At 42.6% G+C, this 19,544-nt stretch carries 12 protein-coding genes; 2 read left to right on the top strand and 10 right to left on the bottom strand.

The genetic code is table 11. The annotated features are described in order from the left end of the window. Positions 1-770: 770 nt before the first annotated feature. Positions 771-3,224: a glycoside hydrolase family 19 protein gene (locus tag ACG1BZ_RS19160; RefSeq protein ID WP_413663204.1), complete on the top strand. Its 2,454-nt coding sequence runs from the start codon at positions 771-773 to the stop codon at positions 3,222-3,224. Positions 3,225-3,371: 147 nt separating this feature from the next. On the opposite strand, the gene ACG1BZ_RS19155 is transcribed toward ACG1BZ_RS19160, so the two are convergent. From ACG1BZ_RS19155 to ACG1BZ_RS19135, 5 genes are all read right to left on the bottom strand, one after another. Beyond that, positions 3,372-4,187 carry a NosD domain-containing protein gene (locus ACG1BZ_RS19155; RefSeq protein WP_413663203.1) on the bottom strand — a complete coding sequence of 272 codons (816 nt, stop codon included), beginning with the start codon at positions 4,185-4,187 and terminating at the stop codon, positions 3,372-3,374. 395 nt (positions 4,188-4,582) lie between these two features. Next, on the bottom strand, positions 4,583-5,806 hold the full coding sequence (locus ACG1BZ_RS19150; protein ID WP_413663202.1) for a hypothetical protein: 1,224 nt from the start codon (positions 5,804-5,806) through the stop codon (positions 4,583-4,585). Positions 5,807-6,084: 278 nt separating this feature from the next. Further along, positions 6,085-6,249: a hypothetical protein gene (locus tag ACG1BZ_RS19145; RefSeq protein WP_413663201.1), complete on the bottom strand. Its 165-nt coding sequence runs from the start codon at positions 6,247-6,249 to the stop codon at positions 6,085-6,087. Positions 6,250-6,377: 128 nt separating this feature from the next. Continuing rightward, positions 6,378-7,736, bottom strand: coding sequence for a hypothetical protein (locus ACG1BZ_RS19140; protein ID WP_413663200.1), 1,359 nt, complete (start codon positions 7,734-7,736; stop codon positions 6,378-6,380). 511 nt (positions 7,737-8,247) lie between these two features. Then, positions 8,248-8,358: a hypothetical protein gene (locus tag ACG1BZ_RS19135; RefSeq protein WP_413665889.1), complete on the bottom strand. Its 111-nt coding sequence runs from the start codon at positions 8,356-8,358 to the stop codon at positions 8,248-8,250. Between the two features lie 1,262 nt (positions 8,359-9,620). Here ACG1BZ_RS19135 and ACG1BZ_RS19130 point away from each other — a divergent pair. Beyond that, positions 9,621-10,460 (top strand): right-handed parallel beta-helix repeat-containing protein, encoded by an 840-nt coding sequence (locus tag ACG1BZ_RS19130; protein ID WP_413663199.1) that lies wholly within the window; start codon positions 9,621-9,623, stop codon positions 10,458-10,460. A gap of 545 nt (positions 10,461-11,005) precedes the next feature. Here ACG1BZ_RS19130 and ACG1BZ_RS19125 read toward each other — a convergent pair. The 5 genes from ACG1BZ_RS19125 to ACG1BZ_RS19105 all read right to left on the bottom strand — a co-directional run bounded on the left by ACG1BZ_RS19125 (position 11,006) and on the right by ACG1BZ_RS19105 (position 19,171). Further along, positions 11,006-11,305: a cysteine peptidase family C39 domain-containing protein gene (locus ACG1BZ_RS19125; RefSeq protein ID WP_413663198.1), complete on the bottom strand. Its 300-nt coding sequence runs from the start codon at positions 11,303-11,305 to the stop codon at positions 11,006-11,008. 496 nt (positions 11,306-11,801) lie between these two features. Then, complete coding sequence (locus ACG1BZ_RS19120; protein WP_413663197.1) at positions 11,802-12,896, bottom strand: hypothetical protein; 1,095 nt, start codon at positions 12,894-12,896, stop codon at positions 11,802-11,804. A 1,245-nt stretch (positions 12,897-14,141) separates the two neighbouring features. Next, on the bottom strand, positions 14,142-15,452 hold the full coding sequence (locus ACG1BZ_RS19115) for a hypothetical protein (RefSeq protein ID WP_413663196.1): 1,311 nt from the start codon (positions 15,450-15,452) through the stop codon (positions 14,142-14,144). Positions 15,453-15,948: 496 nt separating this feature from the next. Then, a complete protein-coding gene (locus ACG1BZ_RS19110; protein WP_413663195.1) occupies positions 15,949-17,244 on the bottom strand; it encodes a hypothetical protein in 1,296 nt (431 codons plus the stop codon). Positions 17,245-17,827: 583 nt separating this feature from the next. Continuing rightward, the gene (locus tag ACG1BZ_RS19105; protein ID WP_413663194.1) at positions 17,828-19,171 is read right to left on the bottom strand and encodes a hypothetical protein; all 1,344 of its coding nucleotides are present in this window, start codon (positions 19,169-19,171) and stop codon (positions 17,828-17,830) included. Between the last annotated feature and the right edge of the window lie 373 nt (positions 19,172-19,544).

The raw sequence follows: 19,544 nt of genomic DNA, 5'->3' as shown, positions 1-19,544 counted from the left end.
TGTCAGTTACGGCTTATTACTGCTGATATTGCCGATCTAAAGTGTCGCCATGGAGTGAGGGAAATACTATGGGCCAGAAGTACTTTTATTTTGAGAGAAAAGTCACTGACGAAAGATACAGGAATTGTGACAAACTGTATTTATCAGTTGTGGTTCCTGATTAGATTGGGAACTTTTTCTCACTTAGACGATGTAAAGCGCCATGAACTTATCTATCGGTGTCTGTTGGCTAGGTAATTATCCTTACATTTTGATCCTGTATTGTTATTGGTAAAACTTTTCTCTTTTATGGTTTTATGTAGATTTAAAAACCTATAATTTCCGCTTTTTACGTGCCTTTGATCTTGAATTTAGACATTTGCTCACTGGCGCACGTGACCTGTGTCGATATGGTCACGAAATATTCTGTTTAAATCTGGAACCATTCCGTTTGCTATTTATCGAAACTGCTGAGTACGTATGGGGCTATTTGAACAGCGTACAGAAATAAAGTAAGTGTTTGTGATAATTATTAAAGGTGCAGGGGCAGTTGCACCCAGTTGAGTAAATAAAGACGGGGAAGGGAAGTGGGCTCCTTTCAATTTAGAGCATCCTGGCAGTGTATAAATATTTATGCCAAGAATGTCTGCTCTATTTATTAATGCCTTCCGTTATACGTTATTCACACAAGCTCTCGATCTCTATTTTTGCAAATAATACCTGGCAGTTTGGTATTTGCCTCATCGCGTAAAACTTTAAATAGAACCCTAAAAACGACAATTGGAGATTCTATGAGCCATATTTTTATTCGCACAGCCATAGCATCGGCGCTGATGCTGGGCACTCAAGGTTTGAGTGCGGCACAACCCGCCGACGACTACGTTGCGGGGCAGAGTTATTCCGGTGGCAGCCAGGTTTGCTACGGGGGAAACTTATATAAAGCTCAATGGTGGGCAACAGCTTCTCAAATCCCCTCGGATGCCCTGACAGCAGAAAACCGCTGGGACTCCCCCTGGATCTTGGAAGAGTCAGGTGCGTGCGATACCAGTGGTGGCGATGACTCCAATTCCGGTGATGGTGATAACACCGATTCTGATGATGATACTGATACCGGAAATAATGGAGATACGGATTCTGGGAACAATGATGATACAGATTCCGGCAGCGGTGGTGGCACTGGTGGCGCCGATGACTCCGATACTTATATTTCCGGTCAAAACTATCGCAAAGGCGAAGAAGTTTGTTACGACGGCGACCTATTTGTTGCCCAGTGGTGGGCTAATGGTGACGACCACCCCACCGATGCATTAACGGCTGAAAATACCTGGGGTTCCCCTTGGCTTCTTAAGGAAGCGGATGGTTGTTCCAGTGATGGTGGCTCCGATGATGACACCGGCACCGGCACCGGCACCGGCACCGGTGGCAACGATGGCGGCAGTGATAACGACGATAACGACAACAGTGGCGATGACAATGATAATTCTGACAGCACTCCCATTACGATCAGTGCTTCAGTATCGCAGTCACAAATTACCGGTGGTGGCACTGTAACACTTGATGCCAGTGCCTCCGGTGGCGACGGCAACTTATCTTACAGCTGGGCCCAATTATCCCCGGCCTCTCCTGAAGCAGATATTGCCTCTGCGACCAGCGCATCCACCACTGTTACCCTACCTTCAAGCACCTTTGATGTGAGCTATGTCTTTAGCCTGATCGTCAGTGATGGTGACACTACTGAAGAAGCACAGGTAACCGTGCAAAACCTCGCTGTGGACGATACCGATGAAGACGACGATGATGATAATACCGATGGTTCTGAAAGCTCAGTAACCGCAAATATCTCGGCCTCAAGTATCAATGTAGGCTGTAGTGGAACGGTTAATCTGGATGGCTCAGGCAGTACCGGCGGCAGCGATATCTCTTACATTTGGAGCCAAACCAGTGGCCCGGTTGTAAAGATGACCAACTATACCGGCAGCGCTACCTCAGTGACCCTGTCTGAGGTATACAGCGATGTAACCTACACCTTCCAGCTGACAGCTTCTGACTCTACTCAAGCCAGTGATGTGGACGAGGTCTCCATTAGCCAGGATGGCTGTGCCGCAGCCGATGGCTATGTGATGGGCATCAGCGAACTGGAAGCTGCAGAAGAGTCGATTACCAGCAGTGATTCCTTGCTTCAGGAAGTAAAGGATACTGTCGAAACCCGGGACAACGCCGTGGTTGAGGCGGTACAACCTGGCCGCAGTGCAAACCCCGAAAACGTCCTCCGCGTTGAGAGTATCCTGTCTGAAGAAGACTGGGATTACCTTTTCGCCCTCAGAGCGGAAGAGTACACCTACACCAATTTCCTCCGTGCCGTAGCCAAGTTCCCAGCTTTCTGTGGTGACTATACCGATGGCCGTGATGCCGAGGCGATCTGTCGCAAGTCGATGGCGGTAATGTTTGCACACTACGCCCAGGAAACCGGTGCCCACGCAACAGGTTGGGAAGTACCGGAATGGCGCCAGGGCCTGTACTGGTTGCGGGAAATTGGCTGGACAGAAGATACTTCCGGTGGCTACGGCGCCTGTGATGCCAGCAGCAGCTGGGCAGCAGAAGCATGGCCCTGTGCGATCAATAGTGATGGTGGCTATAAGAGCTACTTCGGCCGCGGTGCTAAGCAGTTGAGCTGGAACTATAACTACGGTCCCTTCTCCCAGGCAATGTACGGTGATATTTACACCCTGCTGGAAGCGCCGGAATTGGTAGCGGATACCTGGTTGAACCTGGCGAGCTCCATCTTCTTCTTCGTCTATCCACAGCCTCCCAAGCCAAGCATATTGCATGTAATCGATGGCACCTGGGAACCGAACAGTGTAGATCTGGCCAATAACCTGACTGCTGGATTCGGTGTTACCACCAATATTATTAATGGTGCCATCGAATGTAGTTCTGGTACTGAAGACTACCGCTCACAGTATCGGATCGAGTACTACCAGAGCACAGCGGAATACTTCGGTGTAGAAATTCCGGCAGATGAAGAACTCGGTTGTGCCAATATGGGGCAGTTCCAGACTGGTGGTGCAGCATCCCTGGATATTTACTGGGATAAAGATTGGGGATGGTCTGCGGATACCCCCGATAATGAGAGCTACGCATGTCAGTTGGTGAATTACCAGACTGCCTACTCTGCACTGAATGAGGGCGACTATGCCAAGTGTGTTGAGGGCAACTTTGATATGACCATCGATTACCAAGACTAAAAACCAGGGGGCTGAATAGCCCCACCCAAACCCTTTCAGTGACCTGGTTCTCCCCCGCAGCCAGGTCACTTTTTTTATTGCCTTTCCTTCGGTGTTACCTTTCTCTGAATCTATCTACAGGTATGTACATTTCTGTTAGACAAAATTTTAATCCAGGCAGCTGGGGTTAGCAGTTGTAAAAGTGTTAGAGATCCATGTATTGGAAGACGTACAGGCATCCGCATTGGCGTCATTAAGGTCGAAGCCAACGCCGACGCCGCCCGCATCAACTCTGTTGCCAGTGATAAGGTAATTGGTTTGCGCAAACTCCTGCATCAATATGCCGCTAAACATAATATTTAAAACGGTATTTTGCGTAATAATACCCCCGGACGAGCTTCCGATAACGATACCATTCTCTCCTGTTACGAAACTTCCAGTTACTGGCTCTATGGTGTTTTGCGAAACGAGTGCATAGTCCCCTTGGATAACAATAGAGTCCCTCTCGTTATTTACAATTTCATTTGAAAGTATGCTGTTAAAATCCCCATCGGAAGAGATACCCATTTGGGTATTTAAAGAAATTGTCGAACTGCTAACAAAATTGTTATTGCTGGTTAGGGAAATACCTATTTCGTTAGTTTGCACTAGGATATTGTAAATTCCATGAAATCCCGAGTCCTCTGCGCTGACGCCGGTATAACAATTTTCAATAGTCCCGTTTGAGAGAAAAGCCCCCTGACCAGACAAAATAATGCCAGTATTTAGCACGGGAAGTTCGGCACAGTGCACGGTAAACCCGTTCATATCCAGATTGCCGCTAGGACCGGATATGGTGATTGGCGGCATAGCAGTGCAGAATAATATGTCTTCAGTCATTATTTCAGCGGTGGTAATGGTATCGCCGCACTGAACGTCAGCAAAAGATAGGGCTGGTAAAAGCACGGATGCAAAAATGAATGGGAAATATTTTCCTGCCTGCATAGGGTTTCTTCTCTGTCAGTTGCTTTAAGGTAGCGCTTAAAAGAGATCCTTTGAGCGGATATTCTGAGAAAAATATAGATATGATTGATTGGGAGGTGAGGTAATAGGTGACGGAGATCAGGCGTGGGAAATGGGTGCATGTTATTGATGTTTGCATAGATTCCAGCCAAACAGGTAGGAATAATTAGCGGCTCAGAACTTCCTGGATCGGCTGTTTTTATACGTGCAGATTACTCTTTTTACTCTGTGGTATCGTGACTGCGCCTTGTGTATAAGGCGGAAATATACGATAGGGCTAATAAACTATAATGCCGCCGGATATCACAAAGGATATTGGCGGCATGGTGTTACAACATATTCAAGAGCCACTTAAAAATAGGGGTGTCGGTTTACTCCTACTGTGTGACCTGGGCAAAGTTGGCGCTGCCGATTTGGATCGTGAAAGAGGAATGACCTTCACCAGATTGTGATATCTCCTTGTAATGCCCTTCGCCGACTTGTAGGAGTGTGATGGAGTTATTCAGGCCACTTTGTGAGATCATTGCTTCATTGGAATTACCAATTTGGGCAACATCTGTTCTGAGAATAACGCCATCCTGTTGTAGGCTGACGGTATTAGCTGTTCCGATTTGTGCAACCAGCAAGTGTACATCAAGCCCTAATTGATCAGTATCCACTGTATTTTGGCTTCCGAGCTGAGCAATCTCACCACTACTAATCAGTGTATTTTGGTCGGCTTCAACGCTGTTTCCTGAACCGCCTTGGGTTACGATTAGGGAGCCATCTTCAGATAGATTCTGATTAGTAGTTGCTGTATTTAAGGTTCCTAATTGGGCAATAAATACGCTATTAGAGTTACTAATAGTCTGGGTAGTTTCAGCGGAGTTCTGAGTGCCAGTTTGTAATACTTCTGCACTATCAGAATTGGCATCCAGTTGAGAGATCTTCGCATAGTTATTACCTCCAATTTGGGTAATAGACCCTTGAGCGGTGTCGCTGTCAATTTGGTCAATACGGCCTGTATTTAATGATCCGACCTGAAGCAGAGTTCCAGTGCTACCAGACCTTAGCAGTTGCAGAATATTCCCCGTATTTGATACTCCAAATTGTTGAAGTGTGCCACTAGCAGAGCTTATATTCTCCTGGTAAATTTCTGCAGAGTTTTGCTCACCCACTTGAGTGGTGAGTGATGAGCTTGAAGAGGTCACAACCTGTTGGGAGGTAGCGGTATTCGATACGCCGATTTGATTGACGATAATCGATCCGTCTGATGAGCTTCCCTGGCCAGCATTAGCGCTGTTACTATCCCCTGTCTGAGAAGTGTTGATATGCCCATTACTGGTATTTTCCTGGGCAGTCTCACTGTCATTGGCGACACCGATCTGGCTTTGCACGATGGTGCTTTCAGTGGTTCCATCAATTTGGAGGGCATCCTCGCTGTTGTTGACTCCAATTTGAGTTTGTACTATTAAGCTGTTGTTAACATCAGAGTCTGCATTATTGGCTGTGGCGGTATTACCTATGCCAGTTTGGTTTTGGATTACAAAATTGTTTTCGGCAAAAACCACACTGCTGATTGCCAACGCAAGTGAGCTAAAGATAAGTGGTGAGATTTTCATAAGTTACTCCTTTAAACTAAAAATCCCTAAATCATTGTCCGTTCAGTTACTGCTTCCTCCTTGTAAATCGAATTGACCACTGATATCCACTTGAGGCTCTGCCGATGAACGATACTGCATACAGAGCCTAATCCTGTGAGTTTTGGATATAACTATTGCTGCATACTGGCAAAGTTGGCATTACCAATTTGTAACGTAAATGAGGTTTGGTTTACATACACTTTGTGAAGTTTCTTCAGAATGACAGCAGCCAATCTGGATTAATATCATCAAATTTCTCAGATCCGTATGGGTATTGTCTGCCTCATGGTACTGCCATTTTGTGTTACAGCGGTGCTCAGAAAGGCCCCACCTTGCTGTGAAGTAACAAAATTATTCTCGGCGATAGCAGCACTGCTGATGGTCAGCGCGAGGGAATCGGTAAGGAAGGAAGAGAGTTTCATAAGATACTCCTTGACTACAAAATCTCTATGACAGCATATGGTGATGTTTAGGCGATGTGCTCATTAACTTTTGCATATTGAGTAGGTTAAGATGCCCAAAGGGCACCTTAACGAAAGTCTCTATTAGTCTACTGTATAAATGTAGCGCTATTGCCGTCTCCAAGTTGGGTAACACTGATAGCATCATTAAAGCCAGTTTGCGTAACCGATATGTAGTTACTGCTACCGTCTTGAGATAATGTTGCAGTGTTTTGCATGCCGCTCTGGGCCAACTCAATCAAATTCAAGTTACCTGCCTGCAACATGGTTGCTGTCTCCGTATCTCCATCCTGTGTTGAGGTAATTTCGTTCTCATCACCTTCCTGGGTGATATCCAGTGAGCCACTGAATGCTGATTGGCTAGCTGAAACCATATTCATATTTCCAATTTGTTCAACAGAGGATGTATCCGATGAACCACTTTGTGTGACAGTAGCATCGTTTTGTGTACCGTCCTGGGAAATAATATTGGAGCTATTGTCAGTCGACGCCTGTAAGGCTGTAGCCATATTGGATGAGCCTGACTGATAAATTTCAATGTTGTCACTGGCTCCTGATTGTGTTGCCAAAGCCATATTATTGTCATCACTTTGGCTAATATAAATGTTACTTTCAAAAGCACTACTTTGTGTGGCAACCGCTGATTGATTATCCCCATATTGGTAGATGGATAATGTATTGTCTGCAGTATCAAAACTAGTAGCACTGGCAAAATTGGAGTCTCCGGACTGTACTACGATAGCACTATCGGAACTTGAGGTGTTTCTGTTAATTGAGGCATTGTTGAAATCACCAACCTGACTTATCAAGTCTGAATTGGTAAAGGAGTTAAGGTGAGATATCCCAGCAGCATTTTGTTGCCCGAATTGAATTGTGGTAGCGCTGTTACCAGAGCTTGCTGTGTTTTGCAATGTAGTTGAAATATTTAAGTCACCGGATTGGGTAATGACTACAATATTGCTGGAACTCGTGTCCTGATTACTAGTAGCCAGGTTTTGATCGCCATACTGGCTGATTGAAATAGAATCAGAATCTGAGGAGGTTTGTTCAGAGCTGGCAAAGTTAGTGTCACCATTCTGGAGGATTTCACTGCTACCGTTTGAAGCGGTTTCCTGACTGGTTAAAACGATATTGTTATCCCCGACCTGGAGTGCTGATGCCGTAGTGCTGGTTGTGGCATCTTGTGTCGAGGTGACACTATTATTATCTCCCTGCTGTGTTTGATAAATGGCGCCGCTGACATTGCCATTAGTTTGACTGGCATCAGCGTCGTTGTTATCACCAATTTGTGTTTGCACAATAAGGTTATCAAATACGGTCGGATCACTTTGATCAGCTGTCGCGTTATTATCTGTACCCATCTGGTTCTGGATGACAGTATTTTCCGCATAGGAAATCCCACTGATCATAAAGGATAAGGCCGTGGCTATAAGGGAATAGGTCTTCATTGGATAACTCCTTTACCAATTTGGACTTTGGGTGGTAAGCATATACTCTGCCTTTAACATCCATATAAAGGCAGAGTGTTTTTCGTGTTTCTACGAAAAATTATGTGCGGTCAATAATGATTGGGAATCTTAAGTGGAGGCTAGTACATAAAAAATATCACTCTACTACACGATGATATGGTTTAAAGCCATAGGTTGGGTTGTTAGCCATTTGATTTATAGCGTCAGATCAATCAAAGGCTACTTTAATTTTTGTCGATGAATTGGTATGTAGCTATGAGAATTTAGTTTGGCAAAGTTAGGAATAAAGTCGAGTTTGCGTTTTGACTGACTACGTACTGGGCTGATCTATATTTTATAGATTGACAAGAATATAGGGAGGTTGCGCCCTGATGATCAAATCAGCTCACCGATCAGCACAGCTTTCGAGACAACCTTGAAAGGGCTAGATTATTGCTGCTGGTAGTTTGCGCTGTTGTCACCACCTATTCGTAGTATGTCAGCACTGCTATTAACCCCCAGTTTGCATCATTTGTATAAAGTTATTGCTACCAATTGGGGAGAGTTCGACAGTATTTTGTCTCCCACTCTGGGTTAGACTGAGCCCATGATCGCTACCTATTTGGTGAGTGTAGAGGTGAGTCTCTTCTCCACTCTAAGTGACGTTTAAACTATTAATATATCCCTCCTGCAGTAGTTACAGTTCGCTACTTGTGCCGCCCAAATTCACTGTTTTAATAATACTACTGCCGAGTTGATTAATAATGACCTTATTATTAGCTGTAGAGATAAGACTAATATCGATAGTGTGCCTGGCCCCAGCTTGTATAATCTCTACTTTGTCATTATCACTAACACTGTGAATTAGAAAAACCTGGTTGTCCGCACCAACTTTCTTGATATAGTCTATTGCCGAGTTTGTCGTGCTAATAAATACCTAGTTTTGATTGGTATCACCGATTTGAGCGGAAAGTGTACTATTATTAGAGCCATTGTTTGAATCTAGTATTGTTGGTTTGTTACTAAGTCCTATCTGATGAAGTTGCATTTCTCCATTAATAATATTACCTTGTGAACTAGTGGCAGAATTTTCTGTGTTTTTTTGATAGACAGAAATAGAAGCATTTTTAGAGTAGGTTTGAACACCTTGGGCGTTATTTTAATGGTCTAACTGGATATAGTTAAAATGGCTGTTAGTAATGGAGTCTTGTAGTGAACTTCCCTGGTTGCTATTGCTAATCTGTTAGCCACTGGAGCTTGTGTCTCTTGTATTTTCCTGAGAAGCAAAGGTATCGTTATCATCGCCGAATTGTATTTGTATGATCTGGTTGCCAATACTAGTAATATCGCTTTGGTAAGTAGTGGCACTATTAACGCTACCCTACTGATGCAGTGATTTAATATTTGTTTCAGCCTAAGAATCTGTGGCAACAAGTGAAGCTAGAGCAATGTAAATACGAGCCTTGGTGTACATGATAACTCCTTTCTATGATCGAACATTAAGTAATAGTTTTCCGGAGCAAGTACTTCTATCATGAGTAAGTTTTATATAAATAATCTAAGTCTTTCCTAATAAGCTGCATACATTAGCTGGCGAATAAAATCGTACTTTCCCAAGTTGGATCAGAGTATGGTGTTCTGGATTAAATGTTAGTAATACTTAGAAAGTAATTGCGCCAGCTTAGGGTTCTGTTTTTAATCTTTGTTGTCGATTTAGCTGCGTTAGATTCTTCAAAGGAATGACTTGGTTTTTTTATTCATTCGAACGTCAATTACTTTGGGCAATTTTTCTTATGGTGGAAGTTATTATTGCATCCAAACTTAGGGGACTCAGTATCTCTGTGCTGAGGTATATTATTTTTTCTGAACTGATAGGAGTTGGATGTGAAAATTAAGCAATCTGTAGATAAGGTGGCACTATTAGCGATAATGGCTTTTTCGGCGTCTTCATATTCATCAATTACCTTGGCTGAAGTGGCTTGTGGCGATGTAATTACAACTGCAGAAGTGCTTACTGAGGACTTATCTTGTGATCTAACAACCGATGAACCTGATGCACTTACTATTGTCGGCCCAAGTGGCAGCTTAAATATGGGCGACTATTCCCTGACCTGTACTACAGGAGGGGATCTAGGTGGTGCAGGAATTCGAATCGAAGGCAATGGCGCCACCCTCACTGGAGGCGTTATTGATGGCTGTTTTGATGGAATTTTCTTAGAGGGAGAGGGGTATCACAAAGTACTTAATACCGAAGTTGTTAATAGTGTTAATGATGGGATAGATATAGATAGTATTTACAATACTATAAATGACTGCGTTATTACTGATAGTGGTAGAGTCGGAGTCGATATGGATGATGACTACAATACTTTTTCTGGCTGTACTGTAACAGGAAGTGTTGCCGACGGAATCCAGGTGGATGATAGTTTTTCACGAGTTTTTAACAACACTTCAAGTGGAAATGGAGGGGCTGGTATTCTAATAGAAGGATCGTCAAATAATGTGATATCACAGAATACAACTACCGACAATGGCAACGGTGATAGCCAAGATGGTGGTATAGTTCTTATTTTTACTAATTCCAACTTCAATATTATTTCTGCGAACTCTTCTTTTGATAATGATCCTTTTGATCTGAGGGATACAGTTGACCCTGATTGCAGTGGTACTAATATTTGGGTAAACAATGAATATCTCACTAAAGATCCAGATTGCCTGGATTGAAAATTTTTTTCGAGCGAGTCTTTTTTCAAAGTCTCTTAAACTGGTGGCTACATCTTGTAGGATTTCATAGCGGGCTTTATTTAACTTGTCTATAAAATTTATCAATCAGTTGTCTATTGGGAGCTTGTATGTTAAATATATGAGCTTCCTTTTTTGTGATTAGATTCTGGTAGAGTTCTACTGTACTTTCACATAAAGTAAAAAACGTTCAAGATCAGTAGCTTATATAAGGCTCTCGAGTACGTGGCTGGTAGCATTTTCTTTCATTAGATGTTTTTGTATAAATCAAATTATACTTTTTCCTTAATATTAAAGCCTATGGTTCATCTCTTTCGGATAGCTGCATTTTTTAGTGGTTAATGCCTTGAAACTGCGCGATATTGTAAGCAATATTCCAGTTTTGTACGGCTCGGCTGTAAACATCCAATGTCCTTGTAATTTGTACTATAGATTCTGATTTCATCCATAGCTTTACGGTAGTTCGACGTTTTTCTTTCTTAGCGGAAGTGGGTGGTTTTCTTACATCAATAATATCCACTTGGACATTATTGGAAATCAGCAGATGCCTCACCATCGGATAGGCGTGCCACAATAAAATAACTGCCATCGTGTGCCTTAGCGATAGCGGGCAGCATGGCATTACTCAGATCGCTGACATCAGACGCTAGCTGCTTGGCCTTTAACGTAAGGACCTTGGTTGCTTGTAGGAGCTGGGTATCAGAAAAGGATTGTCCTTCATGACCAAACTGGTGGGAAAGTTGATCAGGCTCAGCAGGCAATTGATGGAAACGCGCTATGGCAACCAGCGCATGCAATCCTGTGTCGATCTCTGAAACTGCCTCCATCTTACTACTACGCCGCAACATCCATGTTAAATACAACTTTATAGCAAGCAAAAGCCCTGCTATACCATCTGCCATCCCGGAATCATTCCAGAGCGCACGCAGTATAAACAAACTTGAGAATCGATCTCAATAAATAGAAAATAAAATATAGTTTATGTGACTAACTTATCAGTCATTGTGTAAATAATTCACTTTCTTCGTCGGCCTATGATCTTGCCCCGTTTTAACGGGTACCAAAGTCAAACAGATGAGGTGTCCGTTAAAACGAGGCAAGATCAGTAGGTTTTTGTTCGTTTCGACATACAATGTTCTTTGGTTCAAAAGAGGAAGCTGATGTTTACGTGTACTACTGATCCAGAAGGAATACACTGTTTCTGAGTGCTGCTGTGAATTCACATCGGTAAGCTCGTATTTGGCATCCACAGCTCATACAGCCTTAAATACAGTTTTTCTTTCTCTCCTGACTTCTTGTAGTTGGTAACTCCTAAGGCGCAGCCTACTGCTGTTGATAGCTTGCGCTATTGTTACTGCCAAGTTGCAATATGTTAATGCTGCTATTAATTCCTGTTTGCATCAAATAGATATAGTTGCTGTTACCAAATTGGGAGAGTGTGGCAGTATTTTGTCGCCCACCCTGGGTTAGATCCAGCTCATTATTACTACCTATTTGATGGGCGTATAGGTTAACTCCCTCTCCACCCTGAGTAAGATTGACACTATTAAGATATCCATCCTGTTGCAGTTGCGTTCCGCTACTTGTGCCGCTCAAATTTAAGGTACCAATATTACTACTACCTAATTGATTAATAGTGACTTCATTATCAGCCGTAGAGATAAGACTAATATTGAGCGTTTGTTGCGTCCCAGCTTGCAGAATCTCTACTGTATCATTGTCACTGATACTGTGGACCAGGAAAATCTGGTTGTCTGAACCGGTTTGCTGGAGATGATCTGTTGCGGAGTTTGTCGCGTTAAGAAACACATTGTTTTGATTGCTGTCCCCGCTCTGGGTAGAAGTTAATCCGTTATCAGAGCCGTTATTGGAATCCGCTACTGTAGATTTATTGCTAATACCGGTTTGGTAAAACTGCATTTCTCCCCTGGTAATAGTGTCCTGTGAGCTAGTAACTGTATTTCCTGTGCCCTCTTGAGCGATGGAAATAGAAGCATTGTCGGAATCCGTTTGGACGCCTTGAGCGCTATTTTGACTACCTAACTGGGTATAGTTGAACTGACTGTTGGTAACTGAGCCTTGTAATGAGCTTCCCTGGTTGCTAATACCAATCTGGTAACCACTGGAATTTGTATCTCTTGTGCCTTCTTGTGAAGCAAAGGCGTTGTTACTATCACCGATCTGCGTCTGTAATATGGAGCCACGCAAATTGCTGTCGCTCTGTGTTGCCTCTAGCGAGTTATTGTTACCAATTTGTATTTGCGTAATCTGGTTGCCAATACTGGTAATGTCGCTTTGATTGGCAGTGGCACTATTATCACTTCCCTCCTGATGGAGGAAAGTATTATTGTTTTCAGCCAGTGAAAATGTGGCAGAGAATGAAACTAGAACGGCGCAAATACCAACCTTGGTGTGCATGATAACTCCTTTCTATGACTGAACAGCAAATAGCAGTTTCTTGAAGTGAGTACTTCTATCATAAATACAGTTTATATGGAGATATCTAGAATTTCATGGCCTATTTTTTCTTATTTTTTTAAACGTTGTATCTGGAGATGGCTCCCCACTTTATTTAGGAAAGCCATTTAATCCATTTTTTAGTAAAATAGCGCTATTGTTATTTTTCAGTTGAGCAATTTTTATACTCTCGTTCGCACCGATTTGGGTAAGTATTAGAAAATTATTGTTGCCATCCTGAGTTCAGGTGACGGTATTTTGTTGGCCAATCTACGTGAGATCTAACTCGATCATCATTGCGGTCAAACTTAGTGTTGCTATTTCATTAACACTATCTTGGAGTAAATTGATAAGATTCTATTCTCTATGTTGTTCGTCCAAAAGGTCAAGACTAGAACTGAATTGCTGTTACCGCTTTGAAAAATTACTACAGACAAATTTGAGGCGCTATCTTGAACAGAAACAATAAAGTTATTATTTCCCTCCCGGGTCTGGATAATACCTCCTCCAGTATTTCCATTTATTTGACGTGCATCTATATCATTGTGATTTCCAGTTTGTGTCTGGTCTATAAGGTTATTACTAATAGTTGGCTCTGGTGTGTGCATTGTGGCCGTATAGCTTTCTGAGCTACTTAGAGGTTCCCGGGTGGGAATATATTTTCAAGTCATAGTTTCCGAACAATCGATTAAATTAAAATATAATACCTACTGAACTTGAGGTGTTAAATTGTCACTCTAAATGGCGATAAAGGTCGATATGGCTTTGCACTGCAAACTTCGAATCCATCTAATTGCTATTGATGTCTTAATCTGCCTTGGTATTACTCGCATACTGGCTGTTTAGATGTGAATCGATAATCTCAAGAGCGCTACTAATATATCCCTAAATCGATATTTCTATATGGGTCACCTCCTATGGTCAATGAGCCAGTCGCATCGAGTGTTGTTAGGCCTGGCTGTACCTTTAATTTGTGCGGATAGTAAATTGCTGATCAGAATCTCTGGGATGTTGAAAATAATGACGCTCTAAAAAGTTATTGTGCAGTAAAGAATTCTTAGCAAGTTGGAAAAGTATGGATTTGTTAGGAAAAAATTCCTGGAGAGATATTGCACATCTCTCCAGGTGTGAGTATTTAATGCGGGCTTAAATAAAATTAGGTTATCGGTAGGGTGCTTGCTGTTTGTTGATTGCCCCTAAATTCAATCACTGGGAAATGGTGCCGCTATTGTTATCCCCCAACTGGATCGCGGTGATAGTATCGCTGGTGCCAGTTTGAGTAACGGTTAAAGTATTGTCATTGCCGTTTTGGGTGAGGATGGCGGTATTCAGCGTGCCGCTTTGGGTCAGATCTATCTCATTGATCATGCCGATCTGGGTAAGCATCGCCATTTCACTTACGCCATTCTGTGTCGCATCAATCATATTGTCTTCACCGTTTTGTAGAGCGTACAGATCGTTATCTGTATTATCCTGGTCGACATCTATTACACTGGAATCATCCATTTGGATAACTTCTGCCCTATGGCCGGAGCCAGATTGATTGACTGTGGCAACATTTAGAATATCGCTTTGGGTAATCGACACATAACTATCTGAAACGCTAAATTGAAAGATTAAAATATTATTGGCGGTCCCTCCTTGAAGGGCAACAGCTGTACTATTGCTTGCGTTGTTTGCATTTCCACTGATAGTGTTGCTATTTCCATTTTGTACAAGGTTGTTGGTCTGATTAACACTCGAGAAAGTGAAGGAGTTGGCAAGGTGGGAATTGCCAGTCTGGGTAAGGGTGGTGATATTGTTGGCGCCGCCAGCGCTATCTAGCAGAGTGGTAGTATTGTTGTTGCCCGTTTGAAAAATCGTAATGGTGGAATTTGAGACACTACCTTGGGCAGGTCTGGCATCGTTGTTATTGCCATAAGATTCCGAAATTATTGTTGAGGTGTCCGAATTCTGCTGATTTAAATTGCCGCGGTTACCATTACCAACAAGGGTAAAACTAGTACTGACATTACTATTATTAGCTTGGAATGAGTCCCCATCGTTATTGTTTCCCTCAATGGCATATATCACCGTGGTATCTGAATTCCCTGTTTGCGTATTTTCTATTTCATTACCGTCACCTGTAGCATAAACGCCGATAAAGCTTGTGGAGTTGGAAGTCTGCATAGTGTCAAAATCGTTGTTGTCACCGATAGCACTGGTTTCTACGGTTGAGTTAGTGTTACCGTCTTGAGTGCTAAGCGATACGTTATTATCGCCCTCCTGATACTGGCTAATGGTGCTGCCGTTATTGCCGTTGGTCTGTGATGCATCGACAGAGTTGGTCGTGCCGATCTGGACTTGTTCAATCAGGTTGTCGCCAATCGTGGGGTCACTCTGATCCGCATTAGCGGTATTGCCGCTGCCCTCCTGATACAGAATATATTCATTGTTGTCAGCGTAGGCCAGGCCACTGATGGCGAGGGCCAGTGCGGTTAGGGGGAGTACAGTCGCGGCGATAGGTAAGATTTTCACAAATAAATCCTTTATGTTAATTAGCTATGACGCATTAATTGCGGTCACAGCGCATCCTGCATTACACAGGCGGCATCGATATCCAATTCTGGTGTTGGTTAACAGCAAATTAGTCTGCCGTTGTAATTCGCCCGATATTGGGGGATTTTATTGGCCCTTAATGGAGAGAATTAGTGAGACTACTGACTGACACTGGTTTCAAGCCATTATTGTTAGCATAAATACTTGCTTATGCTGGGATATTGACCTTTGACTTTCCTCCTCTCCAGTTCCTGGACTGAATAACTCTGCGCTATTTGAATCCTGAATAATCGGTAGAAGTATTAAAAGAAGGCGCCGGGAAGGGAATGGGATAAAAGCACTGAAAAACTAGTAACAAAGTAGGTCTGGACGTTTTCGTAAGTGTGTCTATTCTATAGTGATTTTGTAGGATCTGAGCTAATGGATAGTAGGGGTGGGAGCCTATATGTGACGTATACAGACTCCCCTACTCAATCTATTGCATATAGGTGGCGCTGTTGTTGTTACCTAATTGGGTGACATTGATGGTGTCGCTAAAGCCGGTTTGAGTAACCATTAGGAAGTTATTGTTACCGTCCTGAGATAGGGTGGCAATATCCTGCTGCCCGCTTTGGGTAAGATCTATTTCATTTAAAGTTCCCACTTGATTCAGCGTTGCCGTTTCAATATCGCCATCCTGTAATGAGTTGATTAGATTGTCCTCACCGTTTTGCAGGGAGTAAAGGTCGTTATCAAAGCTTTGTTGATCTGCATTTATCTCATTTAAATCACTCATCTGAATGATCTCAGCAGTGTGACTTGATCCAGACTGGGTAAGAAATGCGAAGTTTCCATCACCGATTTGGGAGACGTTATAACTGTTATCAGAAACTGTTTGTAATAGGGTGGCGCTAATATTTCCATCTCCCTGTTGTAGCACAATTCCTGTGCTATTGCTTGAGTCTGTGGCAGAAGTATCAGTAAGGTTACTGTCTCCAAACTGATCGATTGTGGTGCTTTGACTAAAGCTTGTGAAACGAGCAAATACACCGGTATTAGAATTTCCTACTTGTGTAATTGTACCTGTATTGTTGGCGCTGCCATCCTGATCCCCTGTGGCGCCTAAGTTGCTATTTCCGGTTTGGAAAATCAGTACAGTAGTGCTTGAACTATCGGCTTGGGTAGTAGTAACAACGTTATCGTCACCATAAGTTTCCGAAATCAGTGTTGCAGAATCGGAGTTCTCCTGGAGTGAACTGCCGATATTACCATCGCCGACAAAAGTAAAATTCATTAAACTGTTGGATACATTTTCCTGAAGTGGACTAACAATATTATTATCCCCTTCTATAGTAATAATCAGGGATGTGTCAGAAGTTATATCTTGAGTGCCTCCCGCATTATTACTATTTCCCGTTACAAAGACGCTTATAGTGCTATTACTGGTAGATGTCTGACTGGTATCTGAATTGTTGTCGTCACCAGTGAGGTATGCTTCTGATGTTGAATCGGTAGTAGCATCTTGATCGGCAAGTGAAGTATTATTATTTCCCTCTTGGTACTGGATAATCACTCCATTGGTATTGCCGTTTGTTTGCGCTGCATCAGCATCATTATTATCACCAATTTGGGTTTGATCGATCAGGTTGTTAAATATGGTGGGATCGCTTTGATCCCCGCTGGCGGTATTGCCAGTACCTTCCTGATAGAGGATATATTCATTGTCGTCTGCATGAACCAGACCACTGATGGCAAGGGATAGAGCGGTAACGGCTATAGGTAAGATCTTCACAAGTAACTCCTTTACTTCAATTCGCTATGGCGCTTTGATGGCGTCCACAGTACTTCCTGTACAACACAGGTGAAATCCATATCCAATCCCGGTGTAGACGAACGGAGACTACATTCCGCCTCTACCGTCCGCTGGGCATTGGGGGGTGATTTGATCGGCCCTAAATGGTGAGTGAAGTAGTGAGACTGCTTACTTGCACTGGCTCCAAGCCATTGTCATTGGCATTAGTACTTGGATATGCCGGGGCTTTGATCATTGGCGGCTTTCTCTAAAAGGACTCAATGATTCTCTAGCTGCTTATTTATTCACCTAATAGGTGAGAATTTACCTCCTTCGTAAGGTGATTTGTAAAACCATCAGCAAACACTCATTTCTCAATGATCGTGTTTGTTAATGTCCTTACTTAGTATTGGCAGTATTCATCATTGTGTGTATAGGACAAAAGCACTGACATACTAGTAATAAAGGCTGAAGGATAAGTTGCTCCAAGAAGAAATATATATCTGTTATGACTTAGATTACCGTTAATAATTGGGCAGTCTTACAAGGGTCTACATAATTTATGTAGACCCTCTAATTTACCTTACTGCATATAAGTTGCGCTGTTATTGTCACCAAGCTGTGTAACATTAATGCTGTCGTTGAAGCCTGTTTGCGTGACCATCAAGAAATTATTATTGCCATCCTGAGATAAAATAGCGGTATCCTGCTGTCCACTCTGAGTTAAATCTATTTCATTTAAACTTCCTGTTTGGTTCAGAGTAGCTGACTCTGAGTCTCCATCTTGCAAGGAGCTAATTAAGTTGTCTTCACCACTTTGCACCGCGTATAGATATGCATCAAAACTGCTTTGTTCAGCGTCTATAGTATTCAAATCATCGATTTGTATGATTTCTGCATAGTGAGAAGACCCACTTTGAGCAAGTAACGAGTCGTTGTTATCTCCTGTTTGGGTCACTGAGGAATTACTATCAAAGGCTTGACTTAATAATGTATCAGCATTATTACTTGAGCCCTCTTGAATGATTGAGGCAGTGATATTTGCCGAGTCATTATATAGGATAAAGGAGTTATTTTGATCGCCTACCTGTAACAAATAACTTGTACTACCACTGGTGTTATTTGAAGATGACCCAGAAAAGTTGTCGTCTCCATATTGTTCAATTGTATCATTTTGGTTAAAGCTTACATCGTGAACAAAATTGATAGTATTTGAGTTTCCTTGCTGGATATTCACAACGCTATTATCAGCACTGCCATCATCATCAAAACCACTAACAATATTCGAGTCACCAGTTTGTTGTATTACAATACTGGTATTGGAACTATCTTCCTGAAAAGTTGATGCAATATTATCGTTACCATTGATATCAACTACCAAAGATACAGAGTCAGAGTTTTGTTGAAAGGAGCTACCAATGTTGTTATCTCCTGTTATCGTGAATTCCATTATGCTGTTTGAAGTTAAAGTTTGAAATGATCCGCCGGTATTATTGGAGCCAGTGATGGTATATTCCATCGTGGTATTACTAGTAGAGGTTTGCTGGGTTGCTCCCTGATTGTTATCCCCAACAATGGTCATGATTCCGCTGGAGTCAGTTGTTCCATCCTGAAAGGCAAAAACATCATTGGTATCGCCCTCTTGATACTGAATGATCACTCCATTAGTATTGCCATTAGATTGTGACGCTTCAGCAATATTATTATCGCCGATCTGGGTTTGCTCAATCAGGTTATTGCTAATAGTGGGATCACTTTGATCCCCCATTGCGGTATTTCCCGTACCCTCTTGATAAAGGATATATTCATTGTCATCTGCATGAATCAGACCACTGATGGCAAGGGATAGGGTGGTAACGGCTATAGGTAAGATCTTCACAAGTAACTCCTTTACTTCAATTCGTTGTGGCGTTTTGATGACGTCCACAGTACTTCCTGTACAACACAGGTGAAATCCATATCCAATCTCGGTGTAAACGAACGGAGACTACATTCCGCCTCTACCGTCCGCTGGGCATTGGGGGGTGATTTGATCGGCCCTAAATGGTGAGTGAAGTAGTGAGACTGCTTACTTGCACTGGCTCCAAGCCATTGTCATTGGCATTAGTACTTGGATATGCCGGGGCTAAGATCATTGGCGGCTTTCTAAAAAAGACTCAATGATTCCAAATTCTGGTGGGCATAAGTGCTCACCGTTTGTCATAGATATTTCTCCTCTGTAATCCGTTTGATTGGGCTCTCCAAAAGTCGAAATCCAGCTCGTTTCAGATATTGGAACCTTGGAAAAAGTATTGACAATG

It is taken from the genome of Microbulbifer sp. CNSA002, assembly GCF_047324085.1.
Taxonomy (GTDB): domain Bacteria; phylum Pseudomonadota; class Gammaproteobacteria; order Pseudomonadales; family Cellvibrionaceae; genus Microbulbifer.
The sequence above is the reverse complement of the archived record's forward strand: the minus strand, read 5'-3'. Positions and strand labels throughout refer to the sequence as shown.